This is a genomic window from Streptomyces alfalfae, from assembly GCF_004127445.1.
Lineage (GTDB): Bacteria > Actinomycetota > Actinomycetes > Streptomycetales > Streptomycetaceae > Streptomyces > Streptomyces alfalfae.
In genome coordinates this window covers 18655-39794 of the sequence record NZ_QEXM01000042.1, presented here as the reverse complement: position 1 = coordinate 39794, position 21140 = coordinate 18655, and the positions used below count along the sequence as shown (strand labels likewise).

Sequence of the window (21140 nt, the reverse complement as noted above, 5' to 3'; positions counted from 1 at the left end):
CCCCAACGAGACGATACGTCTTGCCAAACCGCGCCCCAGTCGCTACCGTCGACCCATCGCCGTACGAGACGCGCCGTCTCGCATGGCTCGCGAGTCCCCCGTAGCCGACGAAAGGCCGCCCACTTGTTCCCAGCACCCGCGACGACCTCCGCCCCCGCCCACTCCCAGCTCGTCCTCACCGACGTCACCAAGCGCTACGAGGACCGTGTCGTCCTCGACCGGGTCTCCCTCACCGTCCGGCCCGGCGAGCGGGCCGGGGTCATCGGGGACAACGGGTCGGGGAAGTCGACGCTGCTGCGCCTCATCGCCGGACGCGAGCTGCCCGACAACGGCGCCCTCACCGTCGCCGCCCCCGGCGGCACCGGCTACCTCGCCCAGGCGCTCGAACTGCCGGGCGCCGCGACCGCCGGGGACGCCGTCGACGTGGCCCTCGCGGAACTGCGCTCCCTGGAGCGGCGCATCCGGGCCGCGGAGACGTCCCTCGAAGGCGCGGACACGGCGGCGTACGAGCGGTACGCCGCCCTGACCGCCGAGTTCGACGCGCGCGGCGGCCACGACGCCGACCGCCGCGTGGAGATCACGCTGCGCCACCTCGGCGAGCGGGAGCCGCTGGACCGCGCCCGCCCGCTGGCCACGCTCTCCGGCGGGCAGCGCTCACGCCTCGCCCTGGCCGCCACCCTGGCGTCCTCGCCGGAGCTGCTCCTGCTCGACGAGCCGACGAACGACCTGGACGACGAGGCCGTGCGCTGGCTGGAGGACCGGCTGCGGGCCCACCGCGGCACGGTCATCGCCGTCACCCACGACCGCGCCTTCCTCGACCGGGTCACCACGGCCGTCCTGGAGGTGGACGGCGACACGCGCTCCGTGCGCCGCTACGGCGACGGCTACGCGGGCTACCTCACCGCCCGGGCCGCCGAACGCGCCCGGCACGCCCGGGAGTACGAGGAGTGGCGCGCCGAGGTGGCCCGGCAGACCCGGCTCGCCGAGTCCAACATCGGGCTGCTCTCGGCGATCCCCCGCAAGGCCCCGAGCGCGTTCAGCGGGGCGGGCGCCTTCCGGGCCAGGTCGCGGGCGCACGGCGCGATGGGCCGCATCCGCAGCGCCCGCGAGCGGCTGCGCCGCCTGACCGAGCGGCCGGTGCCGCCGCCCCCGCGCCCCCTGCGCTTCGAGGCGCCGGTCGAAGGGGAGGCCGCGGGCCCGGTGGAGCTGACCGGCGTACGGGTGCCGGGACGGCTGGCGGTCGAGGGGACGCTGCGGATCGAGGCGGGCGAACGGCTGCTCGTGACCGGCCCGAACGGCGCGGGCAAGTCCACGCTGCTGGCACTCCTCGCCGGGGACCTGGCCCCCGAGTGCGGCGAGGTCCGCCGGCCCGCGAGGGTCGGCAGGCTGCGGCAGGACGGTGCACGCTGGGACGAGGGGCGGTCGGCGCTCTCCGTCTTCGGCGTCGAACGGCGCGAGGAGCTGCTCGCCCTCGGACTGTTCCGCGAGGCGGACCTCGCCCTGCCGGTGCGGGCCCTCTCGGTGGGCCAGCGCCGCCGCCTCGAACTGGCCGAGCTGGTCACCCGCCCCCTGGACCTGCTCCTCCTGGACGAGCCCACGAACCACCTGGCGCCCGCCCTGGTCGAGGAGCTGGAGGCCGCGCTCGCCGCCTACCGGGGCACGCTGGTGATCGTCAGCCACGACAGGCGGCTCCGGTCCGGCTTCCGGGGTCGGCGCCTCGCCCTGCGGGACGGACGCCCGGTCCCCGGAAGTTAGCCCCCGATGCCCAGCCCCGCGCCGGTCAGCCGTACGCGGATGCCCTCCTTCTCCACCGTCACGTCCCGCAGCGTCATCATCCCCTCGCCGGGCGGCTCCGGGAGCCGGAAGGCGAGGGTGAGGCGGTCGGCGAGGACGGGGCGGGTGAGTCCGGCGAGGCCCTTGAGCAGGGCGGGGTCGAGGCCGAGCTTCTTGAGCAGCCAGGGGTGGCCCATCGCGACGTCGATGAGGTTGAGGCTCATCACGTCGTCGACGAAACGGGCGGAACCGGTCAGCTCGTTCAGCTTGGTGTCGCTCCTCAGCGCCTCGCGGACCACGCTCTGCGGGACCCCGAGCCGTTCGACGATCGCGGGGACGGAGAGCAGCGCCTTCGCCTTCGCCGTCTCCTCGGCGACGCGGTCGGCGGACCGCTTCGACAGGTGCAGGCCCTCCTTCTCGCGCGTGCCGGGGCGGTACGTCGCCAGATCGCCGAGCTGGAGGCTCATGCCGCCGATGTCGGTGGAGATGCCCCGGTCGCCGTTGCGCTGGATGCGGGCGTCGGCGCGCAGCTTCAGGTCGTGCCCCGCCACGGGCAGCGTGCCGCGCGCGAGGACCCGGTCGCGGCCCTGGCCGGTGAACGTGACCTGGGAAGCGCCCAGTTCGCGGTTGAGGTCCTCGAAGGAGAGCAGCACCTCGCCGTCCATGGCGCCGATCCGCGCGCCCTTGACCGAGGTGGGCCCGTCCCCGTCGATCCTGACGTCGCTGGCGGTCGCGGAGACCTTGGCGAGCGAGACGCGGTCGGCCGCGACGTCGGGGACGGTCACCTTCACCCGGTCCAGGCGCTTGTCGAGGACCTGGGTGAGGAACGGGAAGCCCTCGATGTCGACCTCGGGCGCCGCGCTCAGCTTCAGCTGGTCCTTGAGCCGGTCGGCGGCCTCGTGCTCGGCGTAGAGCAGCGCCCAGCGGTCGCCGAGGGCGAGGAAGGCGGCGAGGACGACCAGCGCGACCACGGCTTTCGCGGCCATCGGCAGGCCGGCGAAGCGGCTGCGGCGACGGCCGCGGCGACGCCGGCGGTGGTTGGGCGGGGACCAGGCGTCGTCGTCGTCCGCCCCCTTGGACGCCTCGTCCTCGTGGAGGAAATCCTCCAGCGGGCTGGGCGCGAGGGCGGCCAGCTCCTCGTACGGATTGGTGTATGTGGCGGCCGGGAGCGGCGCGGTGTCGTGTCTGCGGCCGTCGGGGCCGGGAGGGACGTCGGTGCGGTCAAAAGGGGCACCCGGAGGATGCGTGGCTATGCGGTGGGGGGAACGCATCGGCCGATCTCACCATACGTTCACACCCCACCCCAAGCCTGACTCCCGGTAAGCATCGGTTTCGGCCGCTTACTGAGCCGGCCCCGCCCCTGGTCAAGGCGCCGGAGTTCACCGGGACGTCATCTACGTCACGTCACGGCGCTCACTGCGGAGCGCTCACTTCGCAGCGGTCACTTCACGACGGTGATGCGGTCGGCCTTCGGCGGGGCGAGGGGCTTGTCCGCCGAGGAGTTGGCGCTCAGGTAGTCGTTGAACGCCTTCAGGTCGTCCGCGCCCACCAGCGGCTTCGTGCCCTTGCCGAGCTCGGGGAGCCCGTCGCCGCCACCGGCCAGGAAGGAGTTGAGCGCGACGCGGTACGTGGCCTGCGGGTCGAGCGCCTTCCCGTTCAGCTCGACCGAGTCGGCGACGACGCGGTCGGCGCCGGTCTTGGTCAGGTCGAGCGTGTACGTGAAGCCGTCCGAGATCTGCAGGATCTTCGGGGAGTCGGTGTTGGCCCCGCTGACCTGCTGCTTCAGGGCGGTGATGAGCTGAGCGCCGGTCAGGTCGACGAGGTTGACCGTGTTGCTGAACGGCTGCACGGTGAACGCCTCGCCGTAGGTGACGACACCGTCGCCCTCGCTGCCGCTCGCCTTGTGAACGATGTCGGAGCGGATGCCGCCCGGGTTCATCAGGGCCAGATCGGCCTCCGGGTCCAGGGACTTGGCGTGGGCGAGCTGCGCGTCGGCGATGAGGTCGCCGAGCGGGGACTCGGGGGTGGTGGCGCCGCGGCCGGGGATGTCGGCGGAGACGTGGCCGACGGCCTTGTTGGCGATGGGCGCGGCCAGCTTGTCCCAGCGGGAGATCAGCGAGGTCATGTCGGGCGCCTTGGCCTGCTCGCGGCTCACGACGTGGTTCGCGGACTTCACGCTGGTGCGGACGATGTCCTTGGTCCCGCGGTCGTACGTCAGCGTGGTGTCGGTGTAGAGCTTGCCGTACGAGGACGCCGAGGTCACCATGCGGGGATTGCCCGCCGGGTCGGGGATCGTGCAGACGTACGCGTTGTGCGTGTGGCCCGTGACCAGGGCGTCCACCTTGGGCGTGATGCCCTTGGCGATGTCGGTGATCGGCCCGGAGACGCCGTCGCCGGCGGCCGGGGAGTCGCAGTCGTAGTCGTACGTCTGGCTCGCGGGCACGCCGCCCTCGTGGATGAGTGTGACGATGGACTTCACGCCCTGCTTGTCGAGGATGTCGGCGTACTTGTTGACCGTCTCGATCTCGTCGTGGAACTTCAGGCCCTTGATGCCCTCGGCGGAGACGATGTCGGGGGTGCCCTCAAGGGTCACGCCGATGAATCCGATCTTGACGCCCTTGTGCTTCCACACGTGGTAGGGCTCGAGGATCGGCTTGCCGGTCTTCTCGTCCGTGACGTTGGCCGCCAGGTAGGGGTAGTCCGCGCCCTCGAACTTCTTGTCCTTGCCCCGCCCGTCCTTCTCGAAGCAGCCGTCCTTGGGGTGGCAGCCGCCGTTCTGGATGCGGGCCAGTTCCTTGGCGCCCTCGTCGAACTCGTGGTTGCCGACACTCGTGACGTCCAGGTCCAGCTTGTTCATCGCCTGGACGGTGGGCTCGTCGTGGAAGAGGCCCGAGAGCAGCGGGCTGGCGCCGATGAGGTCGCCGGCGGCCGCGGTCACGCTGTAGGGGTGCGCCTTGCGGGCGGTGCGCAGGGAGGTCGCGAGGTACTCGACGCCGCCGGCGTCGATCTTCTTCTCGGTCCCGTCGGCCTGCTTCTCCGTCACCTGGCCCGAGGAGCCCGCGGGCGGCTTCAGATTGCCGTGGAAGTCGTTGAAGGACAGCAGCTGCACATCGACGGTGCGCTTCTTGCCGCCCTTGCCGTGGCCCGCGTGCTCCTGTCCCGCGCTCGCGGGCAACGCGGCGACCAGCGCCCCCGCGGTGGCGAGCCCCGCCGCCGCGGCGAGGACACGGGTGGCACGGCGCCTGGGCCGTCGGTTCGTGGATCTGGCGGACACGCGTTCCCCCGGGGGTCGGAGCGGAGAGATACGAAACGCTCGGCAGCCTAGAGTCAACGCGCGTAGCGCAACAGGGGGTAACGGGTCACAGCCTGATTGCGCGGCAGGGAAAGCGACCCCGGAGCCGCCGCCGGGCGCCGACGGGCGCCGCCGGGCCCGGACCCCCGCAAAGGCATCCGCGCCGGTTACCGTCTGAGGTATGACTGACGACCGCCCCGCCGAGGCCCCGGCGCCCGCCGCACTCCGGAAGATCGACACCCTCGCCACGCTCACCTCCGCGCAGGCCGACGCCGTGCTCGCCCTCCTCGCGGAGGCCGCGCGCAACGACGGCCAGCAGGCGGTGTCCGAGCAGGGCCGGCTCCAGCTGCGCGGCGGCGCGCGCGAGGGCGTCGGGCACCTGCTGCTCAGCGTCGGCGACACCCTCGTGGGCTACGCGCAACTGGAGGACACCGACCCCGTGGAGGCCCCCGCGGCCGAGCTGGTCGTGCACCCCTCGCATCGCGGGCGCGGCCACGGCAGGGCGCTCGGCTCGGCGCTGCTCGCGCAGTCCGGACGGCGGCTGCGCGTCTGGGCGCACGGCGGGCACTCCGCGGCCCGGCACCTCGCGCAGGTGCTCGGCCTGACCCTCTTCCGCGAACTGCGGCAGATGCGGCGCCCCTTGGCGGACCTGGACCTGCCGGAGCCGGTCCTGCCCGAAGGCGTCTCCGTACGCGCCTTCGTCCCCGGCCGGGACGACGCGGCCTGGCTCGCGGTGAACGCCGAGGCCTTCGCGCACCACCCCGAGCAGGGCTCCCTCACCCAGCGCGACCTGGACGACCGCAAGGCCGAGCCGTGGTTCGACCCGGCGGGCTTCTTCCTGGCCGAGCGCGTGGCCGACGGCGAGCTGGTGGGCTTCCACTGGACGAAGGTGCACGAGGAGGAGCGCCTGGGCGAGGTGTACGTGGTCGGCGTGCGCCCCGGCGCCCAGGGCGGCGGCCTCGGCAAGGCCCTGACCACGACGGGCCTGCGCCACCTCGCGGCGGCCGGCCTGCCGACCGCGATGCTCTACGTGGACGCGGACAACAAGGCGGCCGTCAGCGTCTACGAACGCCTCGGCTTCGTCACCCACGAGACGGACCTGATGTACCGCACGGAGACCTGACCGCGCCGTTCCGCCGAGCGCGGGGCCGGCCAAGACCCGAAGGGGGCGGCGTCACTTGACGCCGCCCCCTTCTTGCACCACCCTTTCACTACTCAATTAGTGAAAGGGTGGTGCAGCAGTGGTCGAGTTCCGCATCGACCGGCGCAGTGGCGTCGCCACCTATCTCCAGATCGTCCAGCAGACCCGCCAGGCGCTCCGCCTCGGCCTGCTGGAACCCGGCGACAAGCTGCCCACGGCCCGCGAGGTCGTCGAAGCCACCGCCATCAACCCCAACACCGTCCTGAAGGCCTACCGGGAGCTGGAGCGCGAGGGCCTGGTGGAGGCCCGCCGCGGCCTCGGCACCTTCGTGCGGAAGTCACTGGGCAGCGCACCGGCGGACTCGCCGCTGCGGGGGGAGCTCGTCGAGTGGGCCGCGCGGGCCCGTGCGGCGGGCCTGGAGAAGGACGACGTGGCGGCGCTCTTCAGCGCCGTACTGGAAGAACAGTTCGCACCGTCAGCAGCCACCGAGGGGGACCCCGCATGACCGGCACCGCCATCGAGGCGCACGCCTTGAGCAAACAGTACGGCCGGCACCGCCACGCCCTGCGCGACTGCACGTTCCGGCTGCCCGAGGGGCGCGTCTGCGCGGTCGTCGGCCCCAACGGCGCCGGCAAGTCCACCCTGCTCGCCCTGGCCGCCGGGCTCGGCCGCCCCAGCGCGGGCACGCTGACCGTCCTCGGCGCCGGCCCCGCCGAGGCCCGCGCCCGCGTGGCGTACGTCGCCCAGGACAAGCCGCTGCATCCGCGGCTCAGCGTCGCCGACACGCTGCGGCTCGGGGCCGAACTCAACGTCGGGCGCTGGGACATGGCCGCGGCCGAGCGCGTCGTGGCCGGGGCGGGGCTCGACATGGCGGCGCGCGTCCGCACGCTCTCCGGGGGGCAGCGCACCCGGGTCGCGCTCGCCCTCGCGCTGGGCAAGCGGGCCGAGCTCCTGCTCCTGGACGAGCCCATGGCCGACCTCGACCCGCTCGCGCGCCACCAGCTCATGGGCACGCTCATGGCCGAGGCCGCCGAGCACGGGACGACCGTCGTGATGTCCTCGCACATCGTCGGCGAACTCGCCGAAGCCTGCGACCACTTGCTCCTCGTCTCCGACGGGCGGGTCAGGCTCGGCGGCGGCATCGACGACCTGCTCACCGCACACGCCCTGGTGACCGGGGCGCACCCCGTCGCCGGCCTCGCCCCGCACACCGTCGTCGAATCCCGCGCCACCGGGCGCGGCGTGACCGCCCTGATCCGCCCCGAGGGCCCCCTCGGCGACGGCTGGGACGTCGAAGAACCATCCCTGGAGGAACTGTTGCTGGCCCATCTCCGCTCCCCGGACGCACCGGTCCTGCTGACGCCGGGCACGACGGCGCGTCCCGCGCAGGGGGTGACGGCATGAGCCTGCCGACGCTCCGGGGTCCCCGCTGGGTGGACATACGGCTGCACCGGACGACGCTGTGGACGAGCGGCGCCGCTCTCCTGGCGGCGCTCGTCTACACCGGCTGGCTCCGCTGGGCGGCCGACGCCTATCCGGAACCCGTGGGCGACTGCCTGGCGGACAAGTCCTGCGAGACGTTCCTCGGCTTCGCCAGCGCGCGCGAACTGCTCTACGCGAGCATGGAGAACGGCGCCCTCGCGCTGCTCCTGCTGCCCGTGCTCATCGGCGCCTTCGTCGCGGGCCCGTACATCGCCCGCGAGATGGAGAGCGGGGTGTACGCGCTTTCCTGGACCCAGTCCATCTCCCCGGCACGATGGCTCGCCTCACGGCTGACCACGGCCGCCGCGATCGCCCTCGGCGTGACGCTCGTTCTCATGGGGGCCCTCCGGCTCGGCGCCTCCAAGGCCCTCGGCCACCGCGCGAACCTCCACTGGGCCGACCGGGGCGTCTACGAGGCGACCGGCCCCACCCTGGTCGCGTACTCCCTGTTCGCCGTGGCCCTCGGCACGCTCATCGGGTTCGTCGTGCGGCGCACGCTGCCCGCGATGGCCGCCACCGGCCTCGTCACCGGCCTCCTCCTGTGGGGGATGGGCAACGTCCGCTGGCGCCTGGCGCCCGTACGGACCGCCACGGGACCCGTGTCCGCCGACCATTCCTTTCCCGACCAGTACCCCGCCGGCTCCTTCTCCATGGACCAGGGTGTCACCAACGCCGCCGGTGACCGGTTCTACGTGGGGCAGTGCCTGCCGAAGCCGCAGCCCGGCTTCTCCTGCCCCGACGACACCGAGGTCACCGGCTGGTACATGCAGTACCACCCCCGATCCCACTTCTGGCACACCCAGTTGATGGAGACCGGCATCCTCCTCGCCCTCACCGCGGCCGTCGTGTACGCCGCCTTCCGCGTCCTGCGCCGCCGCGCCGCCTGACCCGTACCGTCAGGGGAGGAATCGCACCGAAGGCCCCCGCCGGGAGCCGCCGGGACCCCCGGGGGCCTTCGGTCCATGTCCCGCACGTCATGTCGCCGTAACCGCTGATTCAGACTGCCTTGCGAGGCTCGGGCAATGCAGCCCGCCGTGCCCGACCCGTCGCCGAAGAACGGGAAGCCGTCCCCCAAGGACGCGAAGCCGTCCTCGGAGGACGCGAAGCCGTCCTCGAAGAAGGGGAAGCGCCGTCTCACTCCCGCGCTCTCCGACGCGCCTATCGGCGGGTCCTCGCGGAAGAATGGCTCCATGAGCCAGCAGAACACGCCGGGACAGGTACAGCACGCCCAGCCCTCCGTCGGTTCCATAGCCGCGCACCGGCCGCACACCATCGCCGCCACCGTCTCCGACCTCGCCCCCGACATCGACGCCGACCTCGACTCCTACGACGAGGACGCCCAGCCGGGGCACAACGGCGAAGGGCTGCCCCAGGGGCGGTTCCTCGACCGGGAGCGCAGCTGGCTCGCCTTCAACGAGCGGGTGCTCGAACTCGCCGAGGACCCGCACACCCCCCTCCTCGAACGGGCGAACTTCCTCGCGATCTTCGCCTCGAACCTGGACGAGTTCTTCATGGTCCGCGTGGCGGGCCTCAAGCGCCGCATCGCCACCGGCGTCGCCACCCGTTCGGCCTCGGGGCTCCAGCCCCGCGAGGTCCTCGAACTGATCTGGAACCGCTCCCGCGAGCTCATGGCCCGGCACGCCGCCTGCTACCAGGACGACGTCGCGCCCGGCCTCGCCGACGAGGGCATCCAGCTGGTCCGCTGGCACGAGCTGACCGACAAGGAGCAGTCCCGCCTCTTCACGCTCTTCCGGCAGCAGATCTTCCCCGTCCTGACGCCGCTGGCCGTGGACCCCGCGCACCCGTTCCCCTACATCTCGGGGCTCTCGCTCAACCTCGCCGTCGTCGTGCGCAACCCCGTCTCGGGGCACCAGCACTTCGCCCGCGTCAAGGTCCCGCCGCTGCTCTCGCGCTTCCTGGAGGCCTCGCCCCAGCGCTACGTCCCCATAGAGGACGTCATCGCCGCTCCCGCGCATCTCCAGGAGCTGTTCCCGGGCATGGAGATCCAGGAGCACCACATGTTCCGGCTCACCAGGAACGAGGACCTGGAGGTCGAGGAGGACGACGCCGAGAACCTCCTCCAGGCCCTGGAGAAGGAGCTGATGCGGCGCCGCTTCGGGCCCCCGGTGCGCCTGGAGGTCGAGGAGTCCATCGCGCCGAACGTCCTCAGCCTCCTGGTGCGCGAGCTGAAGATCGGCGAGGCCGAGGTCTATCCGCTGCCGGGCCCGCTCGACCTCACCGGGCTCTTCAGCATCGCCAAGCTGGACCGGCCCGAGCTGAAGTACCCCAAGTTCGTGGCGGGCACCCACCGCGACCTCGCCGAGGTCGAGTCGGCGTCCGCGCCCGACATCTTCGCCGCCCTCCGCGAGCGCGACGTGCTCCTGCACCACCCCTACGACTCCTTCTCCACCTCCGTGCAGGCGTTCCTGGAGCAGGCGGCGGCCGACCCGGACGTCCTCGCCATCAAGCAGACGCTGTACCGCACCTCGGGCGACTCCCCCATAGTCGACGCGCTCATCGACGCCGCCGAGTCCGGCAAGCAGGTCCTCGTCCTCGTCGAGATCAAGGCCCGCTTCGACGAGCAGGCCAACATCAAGTGGGCGAGGAAGCTGGAGGAGGCGGGGTGCCACGTGGTCTACGGCATCGTCGGCCTGAAGACCCACTGCAAGCTCTCCCTGGTCGTGCGCCAGGAGGGCGACTCCCTGGTCCGCTACTCGCACGTCGGCACCGGCAACTACCACCCCAAGACGGCACGGCTCTACGAGGACCTGGGCCTCCTCACGTCGAACGCGGAGGTCGGCGCGGACCTCTCCGACCTCTTCAACCGCCTCTCCGGCTACTCCCGCAGGGAGACCTTCCGCCGGCTGCTCGTGGCCCCCAAGTCCCTGCGCGACGGGCTCGTGGCCCGTATCGAGAAGGAGGCGCAGCACCACCGCGCCGGCCGCCCCGCCTACGTCCGCGTCAAGGTCAACTCGATGGTCGACGAGGGCGTCATCGACGCGCTGTACCGCGCTTCGCAGGCGGGCGTCGAGGTGGACGTGTGGGTGCGCGGGATCTGCGCGCTGCGGCCCGGCGTCGCGGGGCTCTCGGAGAACATCCGCGTCCGGTCCGTCCTCGGCCGCTTCCTGGAGCACTCCCGCGTCTTCGCCTTCGGCAACGGGGGCGAGCCGGAGGTGTGGATCGGCAGCGCCGACATGATGCACCGCAATCTCGACCGCCGCATCGAGGCGCTCGTCAGAGTCCAGGACCCGGCGCACCGCGCGGCCCTCAGCCGGCTCCTGGAGACCGGCATGTCGGACACCACGGCCTCCTGGCACCTGGGCGCCGACGGCAACTGGACCCGTCACTCGCTGGATCCGGAAGGCCAGCCGCTGCGCAACGTACAGGAGATGCTCATAGACGCCCGGAGGCGCCGGCGTGGCACAGCAACACCATGAGATGACAGTGGCGACGACCGGGGCGGCGGACGAGGCCCTGCCGGTCTACCTGCGCGGCCAGGCCACGGAGTTCCTGCGCTCGCTGCGGCTGCACCGTGAGTCCACGACGGACGCGCGGGGCGCGGAGGAGTCCCTCGAGGCGGCCCGCGCCCTGCGCCGCGCTGCCCGCAGGATCAGCGCCGCGCTGCACACGTTCCGCCCGCTGCTCGATCCCGAGTGGGCGGCGGCGCTCCGCCCCGAGCTGGCCTGGCTGCGCGCCACGCTCTCCCAGGAGCACGCCTGCGCCGCGCGCCTGAGCCGCCTCCTGGACGCCCTGCACCGCCTCTCGGGGACACCGTCAGTGCCGGGCCCCGCCCTGGCCCCGCTCACGGCCGCCGGGGGCGGCTTCGCCCCCGGCGGCCGGTCCACCGCCACCATGGGCGGGCGCGCGGTGGGCGGGAGCGGGTGGCCGCCGGGCGCCGCCGAGGCGGGCAGAGGTTCCAGCGGCCTGACGGTGGGCGCCGCCAAGGCCGCCGCCCTCCTGGAGCGGCAGCTCACCCTCGCGCGGACGCGGGCCCACTCCACCGCCCTCCAGGACCTCGGCTCCTCCCGCTTCCACGCAGTGGCGGACACCATCGCCGTCCTGGCCAGCGAGGTCCCGCTCATCGACGCCCCGGACGATCCGAAGCACCTGGCGGCCGGAGCCGAGGCGGAGCTCGCGGAGGCCGTCGCCGCGCTGCCCCTGGGCCAGGCGGGCCACCCGTACAACGCGGGCGCCCTGACCCACGGCCTGGCCTCGGACGCCGCGCCGGACGCCCAGGACGCCCCGTGGCTGAAGGTCCGCTCCCTGCTGCGCCTGCACCGGTACGCCCAGGAGGTCCTTCTCGGCCACACCTGCCCCGACCCCCGGGTCCTTGAGGCGGGCCACGCGCTGGACGTCCACCGCGAGGCCGCGACCGCCGCCCAGGCCGCGGCCCACGCGGCGCGGACACCCCGTATCGCCCCGGCGACGGCGTACGCCCTCGGCGTGCTCCACGCCGACCAGCGGCACGAGGTCGAGGCGGCGCGCTTCGCCTTCCAGCAGGTCTGGCAGCACGGCACGGCGGGTGCCCGATGACGCCTCCCGAGCCCGGGGCGCCGGTCCTGGCGGCGGGCTGCGTCCTGTGGCGCCGCTCCCCCGCCGGCGGCGGCCCCGAGCTCTGCCTGGTCCACCGCCCCCGCTACGACGACTGGTCCTTCCCCAAGGGCAAGCTGAAGCCGGGCGAGGACGCCCTCGCGGGGGCCGTGCGCGAGGTCGAGGAGGAGACCGGGCAGCGCTGCGCGCCCGGCGCCCGGCTGCCCACGGTGCACTACACCGTGCGGGGCCGCCCCAAGCGCGTCGACTACTGGGCGGCCGAGGCCACCGGCGGTCACTTCGAGCCCGGCGACGAGGTCGACCGCGTCCGGTGGCTGCCGCCCGCCGAGGCCCGTGACCTGCTCACGCAGGTGCGCGACAGGCAGCTCGTCGACGCCCTGCTCGCCGTTTTCCACTCCACGTAACCACTCCGGTACGTTACGTCACGCGTTGTCTAACCAGGCCGACCGCCGAGGTTCACCCCCCGTTCACTCGCGCCAGTCGGCCGCTTCACCTGTTCTGCCTAATTTCGGCCTTGCACGACAGAGAAGCGCAAGACAGACATCGCACGCCGCCAGCAAAGGGCCGGCGGCTCCCGGAAGGAACACCCGAAAGTGAAGCTTCAGCGCAAGAACCGGCTCCGCGCCCTCTCCCTCGGCGCCCTCGCCGTCTCCGGCGCCCTGGCCCTCACGGCGTGCGGCTCCGACGACACGAGCTCCGGCGACGGCGGCAAGGAGACCAGCGCCAACGCCAACATCAAGTGCGACGACGCCAAGGGCCAGCTCGCGGCCTCGGGCTCGTCCGCGCAGAAGAACGCGGTCGACGCCTGGCGGAAGGTCTACACGACCAACTGCAAGGACGTGCAGCTGAACTACAACCCGACGGGTTCGGGCGCGGGCATCACGGCGTTCCTCCAGGGCCAGACGGCGTTCGCCGGCACCGACTCCGCGCTGAAGCCCGACGAGATCGAGAAGTCCAAGAAGGTCTGCAAGGACAGCCAGGCCATCGACCTGCCGATGGTCGGCGGCCCCATCGCCGTCGGCTTCAACGTCCCCGGCGTCGACGAGCTGACGCTGGACGCCAAGACCCTGGCCGACATCTTCAACAACAAGATCAAGACCTGGGACGACAAGGCGATCTCCAAGCTCAACCCCGACGCCAAGCTCCCGAAGACCAAGGTCCAGGCCTTCCACCGCTCCGACGAGTCCGGCACCACGGACAACTTCACCAAGTACCTCAAGGGCGCGGCCCCCGACGCCTGGCCGTACGAGCCGGGCAAGTCCTGGGAGCCCAAGGGCGGCCAGTCCGCCAACGGCTCCGCCGGTGTCGCGGGCCAGGTCAAGCAGACCCCCGGCGCCATCTCCTACTTCGAGCTGTCCTACGCGGGCGAGGGCGTCAAGACCGTCGACCTGAAGACGGACGCCAAGGAGCCGGTGAAGGCCACCGTCGACAACGCCTCCAAGGCCATCTCCGAGGCCAAGGTCGTCGGCAAGGGCAAGGACCTCGCGCTCGAACTGAACTACAAGCCGACCGCCGAGGGCGCCTACCCGATCACCCTGGTGACGTACGAGGTCGTCTGCGAGAAGGGCAACAAGGCCGAGACGCTCGCGGCCACGAAGTCCTTCCTGACCTACATCGCCAGCGAGGACGGCCAGAACGTCCTCAAGGAGAACGACTACGCGCCGATCCCGGCCGAGATCATCTCCAAGGTCCGCACCACCGTCGCGGGCCTGAGCTAACAGCGAAACGAGTGCGGCCGGCCCGCTGAGCCGGGCCGGCCGCACCGTCCGGTGCACCGCCGCCACGGAGCGCCCGCGCCACGCGCACGGCAGCTCCGCAGACCGGAGAACCCCATGGACATATCAAGCAGCAACACGACAGCCCCCGCTCCACCCCCCGTCGACCGCGAGCCCGTCGCCCCCGCGAGCAAGGCCGCCGCACGCGGCGCCACCCGGCCGGGCGACCGGATCTTCCTCGGCTTCTCCCGGGGCTCCGGCATCGCGCTCCTCGTGATCATGGCCGCGATCGCGCTGTTCCTCGCGTACCGCACGACCCTCGCGCTCGCCGACAACACCGGCAACTTCCTCACCACCTTCGAGTGGGACCCGGCCGGCGTGAGCACCGGCGGCAAGCCGTACTTCGGCATCGCGGTCCTGGTCTTCGGCACCGTCGTGAGCTCGGTGATCGCCCTCGCGATCGCCGTCCCCGTCGCCATCGGCATCGCGCTCTTCATCTCGCACTACGCGCCGCGCAAGCTGGCCTCCCCGATCGCCTACGTGATCGACCTGCTGGCCGCCGTGCCCTCGATCGTGTACGGCCTGTGGGGCGCCCTCGTCGTCGCCCCCAGCCTGACCGGCCTCTACAGCTGGCTCGACGACTACTTCGGCTGGACCGGGATCTTCGAGTACGAGGGCGGCGCCCCGCGCTCCCTGATGACCGTCGGCATCCTGCTCGCGATCATGATCCTGCCGATCATCACCAACGTGAGCCGCGAGGTCTTCCTCCAGGTCCCGAAGATGCACGAGGAGGCCGCGCTGGCCCTCGGCGCCACGCGCTGGGAGGTCATCCGCATGTCGGTGCTGCCCTTCGGCCGCTCCGGCATCATCTCCGCCTCGATGCTGGGCCTCGGCCGCGCGCTCGGCGAGACGATCGCCGTGGCCACCGTGCTCTCCCCGAACTTCCTCATCAACGCCTCGGTCCTCGACTACGGCGGCGGCACCTTCGCACAGAACATCGCCAGCAAGTTCAACGAGGCCAGCGAGTACGGCCAGGACGCGCTCATCGCCTCCGGCCTGGTGCTCTTCCTCATCACCCTGCTGGTCAACGGCGCGGCCCGCCTGATCATCGCGCGCCGCAAGGAGTACTCGGGGGCCAACGCATGAGCACCACGACACCCACCCCGCCCCGCACCCCCGTCAAGCGCCCCGCGACGCTCAAGGCCGCGAGCCTCCCCCGCTGGTCGCCCCTGGCCGTCGCCGCCGGTTCGGTCGCCGTCGCCGTCGGCATCGGCGCCGCGGCCGGCCTGGAGAGCCGCATCCAGTGGGGCCTGATCGCCGCGCTCCTCTTCATCGTCGGCTCCTACGTCCTCGCCGCGACCGTCGAGGGCACCCGCCAGGCCAAGGACCGCCTCGCCACCTCACTGGTGTGGGTCATGTTCCTGCTGGCCGTCGTTCCGCTGGCCTCGCTGATCTACGAGACGGTGCAGCGCGGCGCGAAGGTCTTCGACGGCTACTTCCTGACCCACTCGATGGGCGTCGTGGCCGACGAGGAGACCGGCGGCGGCATCTACCACGCCCTCATCGGCACTCTGGAGCAGGTGCTCCTGGCCTCCGTGATCGCGGTGCCGGTCGGCCTGCTCACGGCCATCTACCTCGTCGAGTACGGACGCGGGAAGCTCTCCAAGGTCATCACGTTCTTCGTGGACGTCATGACCGGCATCCCCTCGATCGTCGCGGGCCTGTTCGTCCTCAGCTTCTGGATCCTGATCCTCGGCTTCGACTACTCCGGCTGGGCCGGCGCCATGGCGCTCGCCATCCTGATGATGCCGGTGATCGTCCGCTCCACCGAGGAGATGCTCAAGCTCGTGCCGAACGAGCTGCGCGAGGCCTCGCTCGCCCTCGGCGTGCCGAAGTGGCGGACCATCCTCAAGGTCGTCCTGCCGACCGCGATCGGCGGCATCACCACGGGCGTCATGCTCTCGGTGGCCCGCATCGCCGGCGAGACCGCGCCGGTCCTGCTGCTGGTCTGGGTGAACCCCCTGATCAACACGAACCCCTTCGACGGCTCACAGGCCTCACTGCCGCTGTACGTCTACCAGCAGTACGCCGCCGGCACCGACGCCTCGTACGACCGTGCCTGGGCCGCGGCTCTCGCGCTCATCGGCTTCATCATGATCCTCAACCTGGCGGCCCGCGGCGTAGCCCGCTGGAAGGCCCCCAAGACGGGCCGTTAGGCATCCCTCCCGTCGGCTCCGCCGACCGGATGCCTCGACCAGCGCCCTCTCGCCCCGCCCCCAGAGCTTTCCGAAAGAAGCAGTGATTCCCATGGCCAAGCGAATCGACGTATCGGGCCTGACGGCCTTCTACGGTTCCCACAAGGCGATCGACGACATCTCGATGACCGTGGAGCCCCGCTCCGTGACGGCGTTCATCGGCCCGTCCGGCTGCGGCAAGTCCACCTTCCTGCGCACCCTGAACCGTATGCACGAGGTCACCCCCGGCGGCCGTGTCGAGGGCAAGGTCCTCCTGGACGACGAGGACCTCTACGGCAGCGGCGTGGACCCGGTGGCCGTGCGCCGCACGATCGGCATGGTCTTCCAGCGCCCGAACCCGTTCCCCACCATGTCGATCTTCGACAACGTGGCGGCGGGCCTGAAGCTGAACGGCTCGTACAAGAAGTCCGAGCTGAACGACGTCGTCGAGAAGTCCCTCAAGGGCGCGAACCTCTGGAACGAGGTCAAGGACCGCCTGAACAAGCCCGGCTCCGGCCTCTCCGGCGGCCAGCAGCAGCGCCTGTGCATCGCGCGGGCCATCGCGGTCGAGCCGCAGGTGCTCCTCATGGACGAGCCGTGCTCGGCCCTCGACCCGATCTCGACCCTCGCGATCGAGGATCTGATCGGCGAGCTGAAGGAGCGCTTCACGATCGTCATCGTGACGCACAACATGCAGCAGGCCGCCCGCGTCTCGGACCGCACGGCCTTCTTCAACCTGGCCGCGGTCGGCCAGCCCGGCAAGCTCGTCGAGATCGACGAGACCGAGCGCATCTTCTCCAACCCCTCGGTCCAGGCGACCGAGGACTACATCTCGGGCCGCTTCGGCTGAGCCCCACCCCCCGGTCTCCCCGCGGTGCTGCATGGCGGTGCCACCGCAGGGACAACAAGAAGGGCCCGCCCCTGGCTCCCGGGGGCGGGCCCTTCCCTGTGACGGCTGGTGCTGCCGGGGCCGCTACAGGAACGCGAAGTTCACGATGTAGAAACTGAGCGCGGCGACGAGCGCGGCCGCCGGCATGGTGATGAACCAGCCCAGGATGATGTTCTTGGCGACGCCCCACCGCACGGCGTTGACGCGCTTCGTCGCGCCCACGCCCATGATGGCGGAGGTGATGACGTGGGTCGTCGAGATCGGCGCGTGGAACATGAACGCGGTGGTGAACATGATGCCCGCACCGGTCGTCTCCGCCGCGAAACCCTGCGGCGGGTCCAGCTCGATGATCTTGCGGCCGAGCGTGCGCATGATGCGCCAGCCGCCCGCGTACGTGCCGAGCGAGAGCATCAGCGCACAGGCGATCTTGACCCAGATCGGGATGGGGGCGTCGGCGCTCTGCACGTCGGAGATGACGAGCGCCATCACGACGATGCCCATCGTCTTCTGCGCGTCCTGGAGACCGTGGCCGAGCGCCATGCCGGCGGCGGACACCGTCTGCGCGATGCGGAAGCCGCGCTTGGCCTTGTGCGGGTTGGACCTGCGGAACATCCACATGATCGCGCACATGACCAGATAGCCGACGACGAGGCCGACGACCGGCGACAGGAACATCGGAATGACGATCTTGTCGACGACCCCGGACCAGATGACGCCGATGCCGCCGGCGAGCGCCGCGCCGACCATGCCGCCGAAGAGCGCGTGCGACGAGGAGGAGGGCAGGCCGAAGTACCAGGTGATGAGGTTCCACACGATGGCGCCGATGAGCGCCGCGAAGAGGATCCACATCCCCTTGTCGCCGTGCGGGGTCTCGATGATCCCCTCGCTCACGGTCTTGGCGACGCCGCTGCCCATGAAGGCGCCGGCGAGGTTCATCACCGCGGCCATGGCGAGCGCCGCGCGGGGCGTCAGCGCCCGGGTGGAGACGGATGTGGCGATGGCGTTCGCCGAGTCGTGGAAGCCGTTCGTATACGTGAAGCCGAGCGCGACGCCAATGGTCACGATCAGAGCAAAGGTGTCCATGGCGAGGCTCAGGACTCCTTGACCGCGATGGTCTCCACAGTGTTCGCCACGTGCTCGAAGGCGTCGGCAGCCTCTTCAAGGACGTCCACGATCTGCTTCAGCTTCAGCACCTCGATGGCGTCGTACTTGCCGTTGAAGAGCTGGGCGAGGAGCTTGCGGTGGATCTGGTCGGCCTGGTTCTCCAGGCGGTTGACCTCGATCCAGTACTCGGTGAGGTTCTCCATGGTCCGCAGGTTCGGCATGGCCTCGGCGGTCAGCTCGGCGGCCCGCGAAAGGACCTCGATCTGCTGCTCGACGCCCTTGGGGAGCTCCTCGACCTGGTAGAGGACGACGAGGTCGACGGCCTCCTCCATGAAGTCCATGATGTCGTCCAGGGACGACGCGAGGTTGTAGATGTCCTCGCGGTCGAACGGCGTGATGAACGAGGAGTTCAGCTGGTGGAAGATCGCATGCGTCGCGTCGTCTCCCGCGTGTTCCGCGGCCCGCATACGCTCTGCGATCTCGGCCCGTGCGGAGGAGTCCGCTCCGAGCAGTTCCATGAGGAGTTTCGAGCCCGTGACGATGTTGTCCGCGGATGCGGCGAACATGTCGTAGAAGCTCGTCTCCCTGGGGGTCAGACGAAAGCGCACGTGGGGTCCTCGGGGTGCTCTGGATGCGGTCAGGCTGATGCTAGGCGCATCATCCGGCCACGGCTAACCGGCCGCTCTCCAGTGTCGCCCATCAGGCACAGTGATCAGCACACCCCCCGAGAAATCCGCTAGAATATACCCACCAGGGGTATACGGAACTGCAGAAACCCAACATAAGTCCCAGAGGAGGACGCGATGACGACCACCGAGGCGGCCGACGCGGCCATGCCGACCCCGGGGGAGCCCGAAGCGCCCTCCGACCACGCGCACGGGGTGCACGGCTACCACAAGCAGAAGGACGAGCACCTCAAGCGCCTGCGCCGCATCGAGGGCCAGATCCGCGGCCTGCAGCGCATGGTCGAGGAGGACGTCTACTGCATCGACATACTCACGCAGGTCTCGGCCGGCACGAAGGCCCTGCAGTCCTTCGCCCTCCAGCTCCTGGAGGAGCACCTGCGCCACTGCGTGGCCGACGCGGCGGTCAAGGGCGGCACGGAGATCGACGCGAAGGTCGAAGAGGCGACGAAGGCGATCGCGCGGATGCTCCGCACGTGACGCTCCCGCTGCGGGGCAACGGACGCTCCCGCTGCGGGTAACGGCCTCCCTGCCGCCCTGCGGGGCGACGGCGCTCTCCCCGGCGGGCGGTGCCTGTGCGCCGCTGCGCGGCCATCTTCTCCCACCCACCCGCCCGGCACTCCGCGTCGAGCGGCGAGATCCAGGGCGGGCCATGACCGCCGGTCAACGGGCGGGCGGGGCGACCACCGCCCAGTTGCGCACAGGAGCCGCCCGGCGAGGGGCAGCGGCGCACAGGACCGCCCGGCGAGGGCTAGGCGTGGTCGTCGGGGCGAGGGGTGGCCTCCCGTCGGCGGGGGACCCGCAGCACCTCGTCGATCCGGTCGAAGCTGAGCCGCTCGGCCGCCGCGCTCGCCGCGATGATGAGTTCACCGCAGAGCTCGATCTCGGCGAGGGCGACGTGGTCCTGAACCGCCGTACCACCACGCATCGGAGCCACGTTCCTCACCTCTTCCTGATCCGCACGGCCCGCGCCCCCGTCCCCTCCGGCGCGGTTCCGACTTCCTAGAGTAGGGAGCGGCCCACACACCGCGCATGGCACGGACGGACCATTTCCACCAGTCGTAGGCGACTACGAACCGGCGATCTCCCCGGCGAAGATGTCCTCGTCGGCCGGAAGTCGCACCCTCACGGGCACCCCGAAGTCGTGGAGCAGCGTGGTGGACGCCACGTCGCCGTCGGCCACGGTGAACCGCTCCCGCAGCTTCCGCACCAGCCCCCGGCCGTCGAGGTACACGTCGAAGGGCACCCCCTTCTTGCTGAACCCTTTCGCCGCCGCGATCCGCAGCGCGCCGCGCTGACCTGCGGAGGCAGCCTTGGCCGCGGCACGCAGATCGGCGACCCCGCGGTAGTGCCGCACGTCGACGCCGCCGACCCGTTCCTCCCCCACGTACACCACGTCGCGCGCCCCCCGCAGCAGCTCGGCGGCCGCGAGGGGGTCCGTGGCGCCGCCGGTGACGAGGTTCCCGTCGGCGAGCGAACGTGTCTCGATCCGCACCCACTTGTCGGCCGGCACCCCGGCCCCGCGGTTCTTCATGTACAGCGCGCCCGCGGCCAGCAGCTCGGTGATGGGCCGGTGCACGCCGCCGGCCACCGCGTCCTGGGGGAGCACCACCTCGAACACCCCGCGCTGCCGTGCGAAGTCGTAGCGCCCCTCGCCCCTGATGGTCACGCGCGTCCCGCCGCTGGCCATCTCCATCGACGTGCTCGCCTTGGCGCTGCCCGCGCCGACCAGCGCCGCGGCGGCCCCCCGCACCGCCTCCCGCGCGCCCTCGGCGTCCCCGGCGCCGCCGCTGTCGGCGGCCGCTCCGCCGCCCGCACACCCCGTGGCGGCGGCCATCAGGCCCGCCACCGCGACCGCGGCGACCGCTGTGCCCGTGCACCTGCGCTGCTGACCCATCGCTTGTACCCCCAAGCGTGTCCGCGCTCGTCGATCCCCCGTCGATTCCCCTAACGACCGGTACGTTGACCCGTCACGCCGGGTCCCCGGCGGCGGGGCCTTCCCGCAGCGGTCCCGGGGTTCACCCGCGGTCGGTACCGTGGCCGCGTGGCCGATCAGGAAGACACCGCACTCCACCGCACGACGACGGTCGAAAAGGGCCGTTTCGTGGCGGCCCACTGCTCCTGCGGCTGGCGCGGCCCGGCCCGCAGAGCTCGCAGCAAGGCCCGCAGCGACGCCGCCGAACACGAGGCGGCGCCGTAAGGGCCCCCGTACGGCACACAGGCTCACCATGGACACGTAGAGCCCCACGTTCCGGGGAACCCGGCCGCCCCGCACA

General features: G+C 71.6%; 20 protein-coding genes. 14 read left to right on the top strand and 6 right to left on the bottom strand.

Translation table 11 applies throughout. The features are described from left to right. The first annotated feature begins 123 nt into the window (after window positions 1-123). The gene (gene abc-f / locus DCW30_RS21850; RefSeq protein WP_076685476.1) at window positions 124-1755 is read left to right on the top strand and encodes a ribosomal protection-like ABC-F family protein; all 1632 of its coding nucleotides are present in this window, start codon (window positions 124-126) and stop codon (window positions 1753-1755) included. Here the strand turns inward: abc-f and DCW30_RS21845 are convergent. Together DCW30_RS21845 and DCW30_RS21840 are read right to left on the bottom strand one after the other, a co-directional pair. Further along, complete coding sequence (locus DCW30_RS21845) at window positions 1752-3044, bottom strand: DUF2993 domain-containing protein (RefSeq protein WP_076685475.1); 1293 nt, start codon at window positions 3042-3044, stop codon at window positions 1752-1754. The genes abc-f and DCW30_RS21845 overlap by 4 nt on opposite strands. Window positions 3045-3214: 170 nt before the next feature. Next, complete coding sequence (locus DCW30_RS21840; RefSeq protein WP_076685474.1) at window positions 3215-5047, bottom strand: bifunctional metallophosphatase/5'-nucleotidase; 1833 nt, start codon at window positions 5045-5047, stop codon at window positions 3215-3217. A gap of 199 nt (window positions 5048-5246) precedes the next feature. Between DCW30_RS21840 and mshD the strand changes: the two genes are divergently transcribed. The 11 genes from mshD (at window position 5247) to pstB (ending at window position 17038) form a co-directional block, all read left to right on the top strand. Then, the gene (gene mshD / locus DCW30_RS21835; protein WP_062773223.1) at window positions 5247-6188 is read left to right on the top strand and encodes a mycothiol synthase; all 942 of its coding nucleotides are present in this window, start codon (window positions 5247-5249) and stop codon (window positions 6186-6188) included. Between the two features lie 118 nt (window positions 6189-6306). Further along, window positions 6307-6711, top strand: coding sequence for a GntR family transcriptional regulator (locus DCW30_RS21830; RefSeq protein WP_062773226.1), 405 nt, complete (start codon window positions 6307-6309; stop codon window positions 6709-6711). Next, window positions 6708-7610 carry an ABC transporter ATP-binding protein gene (locus DCW30_RS21825; RefSeq protein ID WP_076685473.1) on the top strand — a complete coding sequence of 301 codons (903 nt, stop codon included), beginning with the start codon at window positions 6708-6710 and terminating at the stop codon, window positions 7608-7610. Before DCW30_RS21830 ends, DCW30_RS21825 begins: the two co-directional genes overlap by 4 nt. Continuing rightward, window positions 7607-8575 carry an ABC transporter permease gene (locus DCW30_RS21820; protein ID WP_076685472.1) on the top strand — a complete coding sequence of 323 codons (969 nt, stop codon included), beginning with the start codon at window positions 7607-7609 and terminating at the stop codon, window positions 8573-8575. Before DCW30_RS21825 ends, DCW30_RS21820 begins: the two co-directional genes overlap by 4 nt. A 303-nt stretch (window positions 8576-8878) precedes the next feature. Continuing rightward, window positions 8879-11125: an RNA degradosome polyphosphate kinase gene (locus DCW30_RS21815; RefSeq protein WP_062773323.1), complete on the top strand. Its 2247-nt coding sequence runs from the start codon at window positions 8879-8881 to the stop codon at window positions 11123-11125. 1 nt (window position 11126) lies between these two features. Continuing rightward, window positions 11127-12221 (top strand): CHAD domain-containing protein, encoded by a 1095-nt coding sequence (locus DCW30_RS21810; protein WP_205576606.1) that lies wholly within the window; start codon window positions 11127-11129, stop codon window positions 12219-12221. Next, on the top strand, window positions 12218-12643 hold the full coding sequence (locus tag DCW30_RS21805; RefSeq protein ID WP_076685470.1) for an NUDIX hydrolase: 426 nt from the start codon (window positions 12218-12220) through the stop codon (window positions 12641-12643). Before DCW30_RS21810 ends, DCW30_RS21805 begins: the two co-directional genes overlap by 4 nt. Before the next feature lie 189 nt (window positions 12644-12832). Then, on the top strand, window positions 12833-13957 hold the full coding sequence (gene pstS / locus DCW30_RS21800) for a phosphate ABC transporter substrate-binding protein PstS (RefSeq protein ID WP_076685469.1): 1125 nt from the start codon (window positions 12833-12835) through the stop codon (window positions 13955-13957). Between the two features lie 114 nt (window positions 13958-14071). Next, window positions 14072-15100: a phosphate ABC transporter permease subunit PstC gene (pstC, locus tag DCW30_RS21795; RefSeq protein WP_062773248.1), complete on the top strand. Its 1029-nt coding sequence runs from the start codon at window positions 14072-14074 to the stop codon at window positions 15098-15100. Continuing rightward, a complete protein-coding gene (pstA, locus tag DCW30_RS21790) occupies window positions 15097-16170 on the top strand; it encodes a phosphate ABC transporter permease PstA (protein ID WP_076685468.1) in 1074 nt (357 codons plus the stop codon). The genes pstC and pstA overlap by 4 nt, the downstream gene beginning before the upstream one ends. Before the next feature lie 91 nt (window positions 16171-16261). After that, window positions 16262-17038, top strand: a complete 777-nt coding sequence (gene pstB, locus DCW30_RS21785; RefSeq protein ID WP_062773254.1) for a phosphate ABC transporter ATP-binding protein PstB — start codon at window positions 16262-16264, stop codon at window positions 17036-17038. A 123-nt stretch (window positions 17039-17161) separates the two neighbouring features. Here pstB and DCW30_RS21780 read toward each other — a convergent pair whose 3' ends face one another. Continuing rightward, the gene (locus DCW30_RS21780) at window positions 17162-18160 is read right to left on the bottom strand and encodes an inorganic phosphate transporter (RefSeq protein WP_062773257.1); all 999 of its coding nucleotides are present in this window, start codon (window positions 18158-18160) and stop codon (window positions 17162-17164) included. Between the two features lie 8 nt (window positions 18161-18168). Further along, complete coding sequence (locus tag DCW30_RS21775; protein ID WP_030784908.1) at window positions 18169-18789, bottom strand: DUF47 domain-containing protein; 621 nt, start codon at window positions 18787-18789, stop codon at window positions 18169-18171. Between the two features lie 195 nt (window positions 18790-18984). Between DCW30_RS21775 and DCW30_RS21770 the strand changes: the two genes are divergently transcribed. Continuing rightward, complete coding sequence (locus tag DCW30_RS21770) at window positions 18985-19344, top strand: metal-sensitive transcriptional regulator (RefSeq protein WP_062773260.1); 360 nt, start codon at window positions 18985-18987, stop codon at window positions 19342-19344. Window positions 19345-19615: 271 nt separating this feature from the next. On the opposite strand, the gene DCW30_RS36765 is transcribed toward DCW30_RS21770, so the two are convergent. Continuing rightward, on the bottom strand, window positions 19616-19792 hold the full coding sequence (locus DCW30_RS36765; protein ID WP_162933576.1) for a hypothetical protein: 177 nt from the start codon (window positions 19790-19792) through the stop codon (window positions 19616-19618). 141 nt (window positions 19793-19933) lie between these two features. Continuing rightward, window positions 19934-20761: an SCO4651 family lipoprotein gene (locus DCW30_RS21765; protein WP_076685467.1), complete on the bottom strand. Its 828-nt coding sequence runs from the start codon at window positions 20759-20761 to the stop codon at window positions 19934-19936. A gap of 147 nt (window positions 20762-20908) precedes the next feature. Between DCW30_RS21765 and DCW30_RS36760 the strand changes: the two genes are divergently transcribed. Then, window positions 20909-21064, top strand: a complete 156-nt coding sequence (locus DCW30_RS36760; RefSeq protein WP_162933575.1) for a hypothetical protein — start codon at window positions 20909-20911, stop codon at window positions 21062-21064. Window positions 21065-21140: the final 76 nt, after the last annotated feature.

Excerpts from the sequence above, each read along its gene's own strand:
- DCW30_RS21845 (WP_076685475.1), bottom strand. The coding sequence starts at position 3,044 with ATGCGTTCCCCCCACCGCATAGCCACGCATCCTCCGGGTGCCCCTTTT.
- mshD (WP_062773223.1), top strand. The coding sequence starts at position 5,247 with ATGACTGACGACCGCCCCGCCGAGGCCCCGGCGCCCGCCGCACTCCGG.
- DCW30_RS21825 (WP_076685473.1), top strand. The coding sequence starts at position 6,708 with ATGACCGGCACCGCCATCGAGGCGCACGCCTTGAGCAAACAGTACGGC.
- DCW30_RS21820 (WP_076685472.1), top strand. The coding sequence starts at position 7,607 with ATGAGCCTGCCGACGCTCCGGGGTCCCCGCTGGGTGGACATACGGCTG.
- DCW30_RS21815 (WP_062773323.1), top strand. The coding sequence starts at position 8,879 with ATGAGCCAGCAGAACACGCCGGGACAGGTACAGCACGCCCAGCCCTCC.
- DCW30_RS21810 (WP_205576606.1), top strand. The coding sequence starts at position 11,127 with ATGACAGTGGCGACGACCGGGGCGGCGGACGAGGCCCTGCCGGTCTAC.
- DCW30_RS21805 (WP_076685470.1), top strand. The coding sequence starts at position 12,218 with ATGACGCCTCCCGAGCCCGGGGCGCCGGTCCTGGCGGCGGGCTGCGTC.
- pstC (WP_062773248.1), top strand. The coding sequence starts at position 14,072 with ATGGACATATCAAGCAGCAACACGACAGCCCCCGCTCCACCCCCCGTC.
- pstA (WP_076685468.1), top strand. The coding sequence starts at position 15,097 with ATGAGCACCACGACACCCACCCCGCCCCGCACCCCCGTCAAGCGCCCC.
- pstB (WP_062773254.1), top strand. The coding sequence starts at position 16,262 with ATGGCCAAGCGAATCGACGTATCGGGCCTGACGGCCTTCTACGGTTCC.
- DCW30_RS21780 (WP_062773257.1), bottom strand. The coding sequence starts at position 18,160 with ATGGACACCTTTGCTCTGATCGTGACCATTGGCGTCGCGCTCGGCTTC.
- DCW30_RS21770 (WP_062773260.1), top strand. The coding sequence starts at position 18,985 with ATGACGACCACCGAGGCGGCCGACGCGGCCATGCCGACCCCGGGGGAG.
- DCW30_RS36765 (WP_162933576.1), bottom strand. The coding sequence starts at position 19,792 with ATGCGTGGTGGTACGGCGGTTCAGGACCACGTCGCCCTCGCCGAGATC.
- DCW30_RS21765 (WP_076685467.1), bottom strand. The coding sequence starts at position 20,761 with ATGGGTCAGCAGCGCAGGTGCACGGGCACAGCGGTCGCCGCGGTCGCG.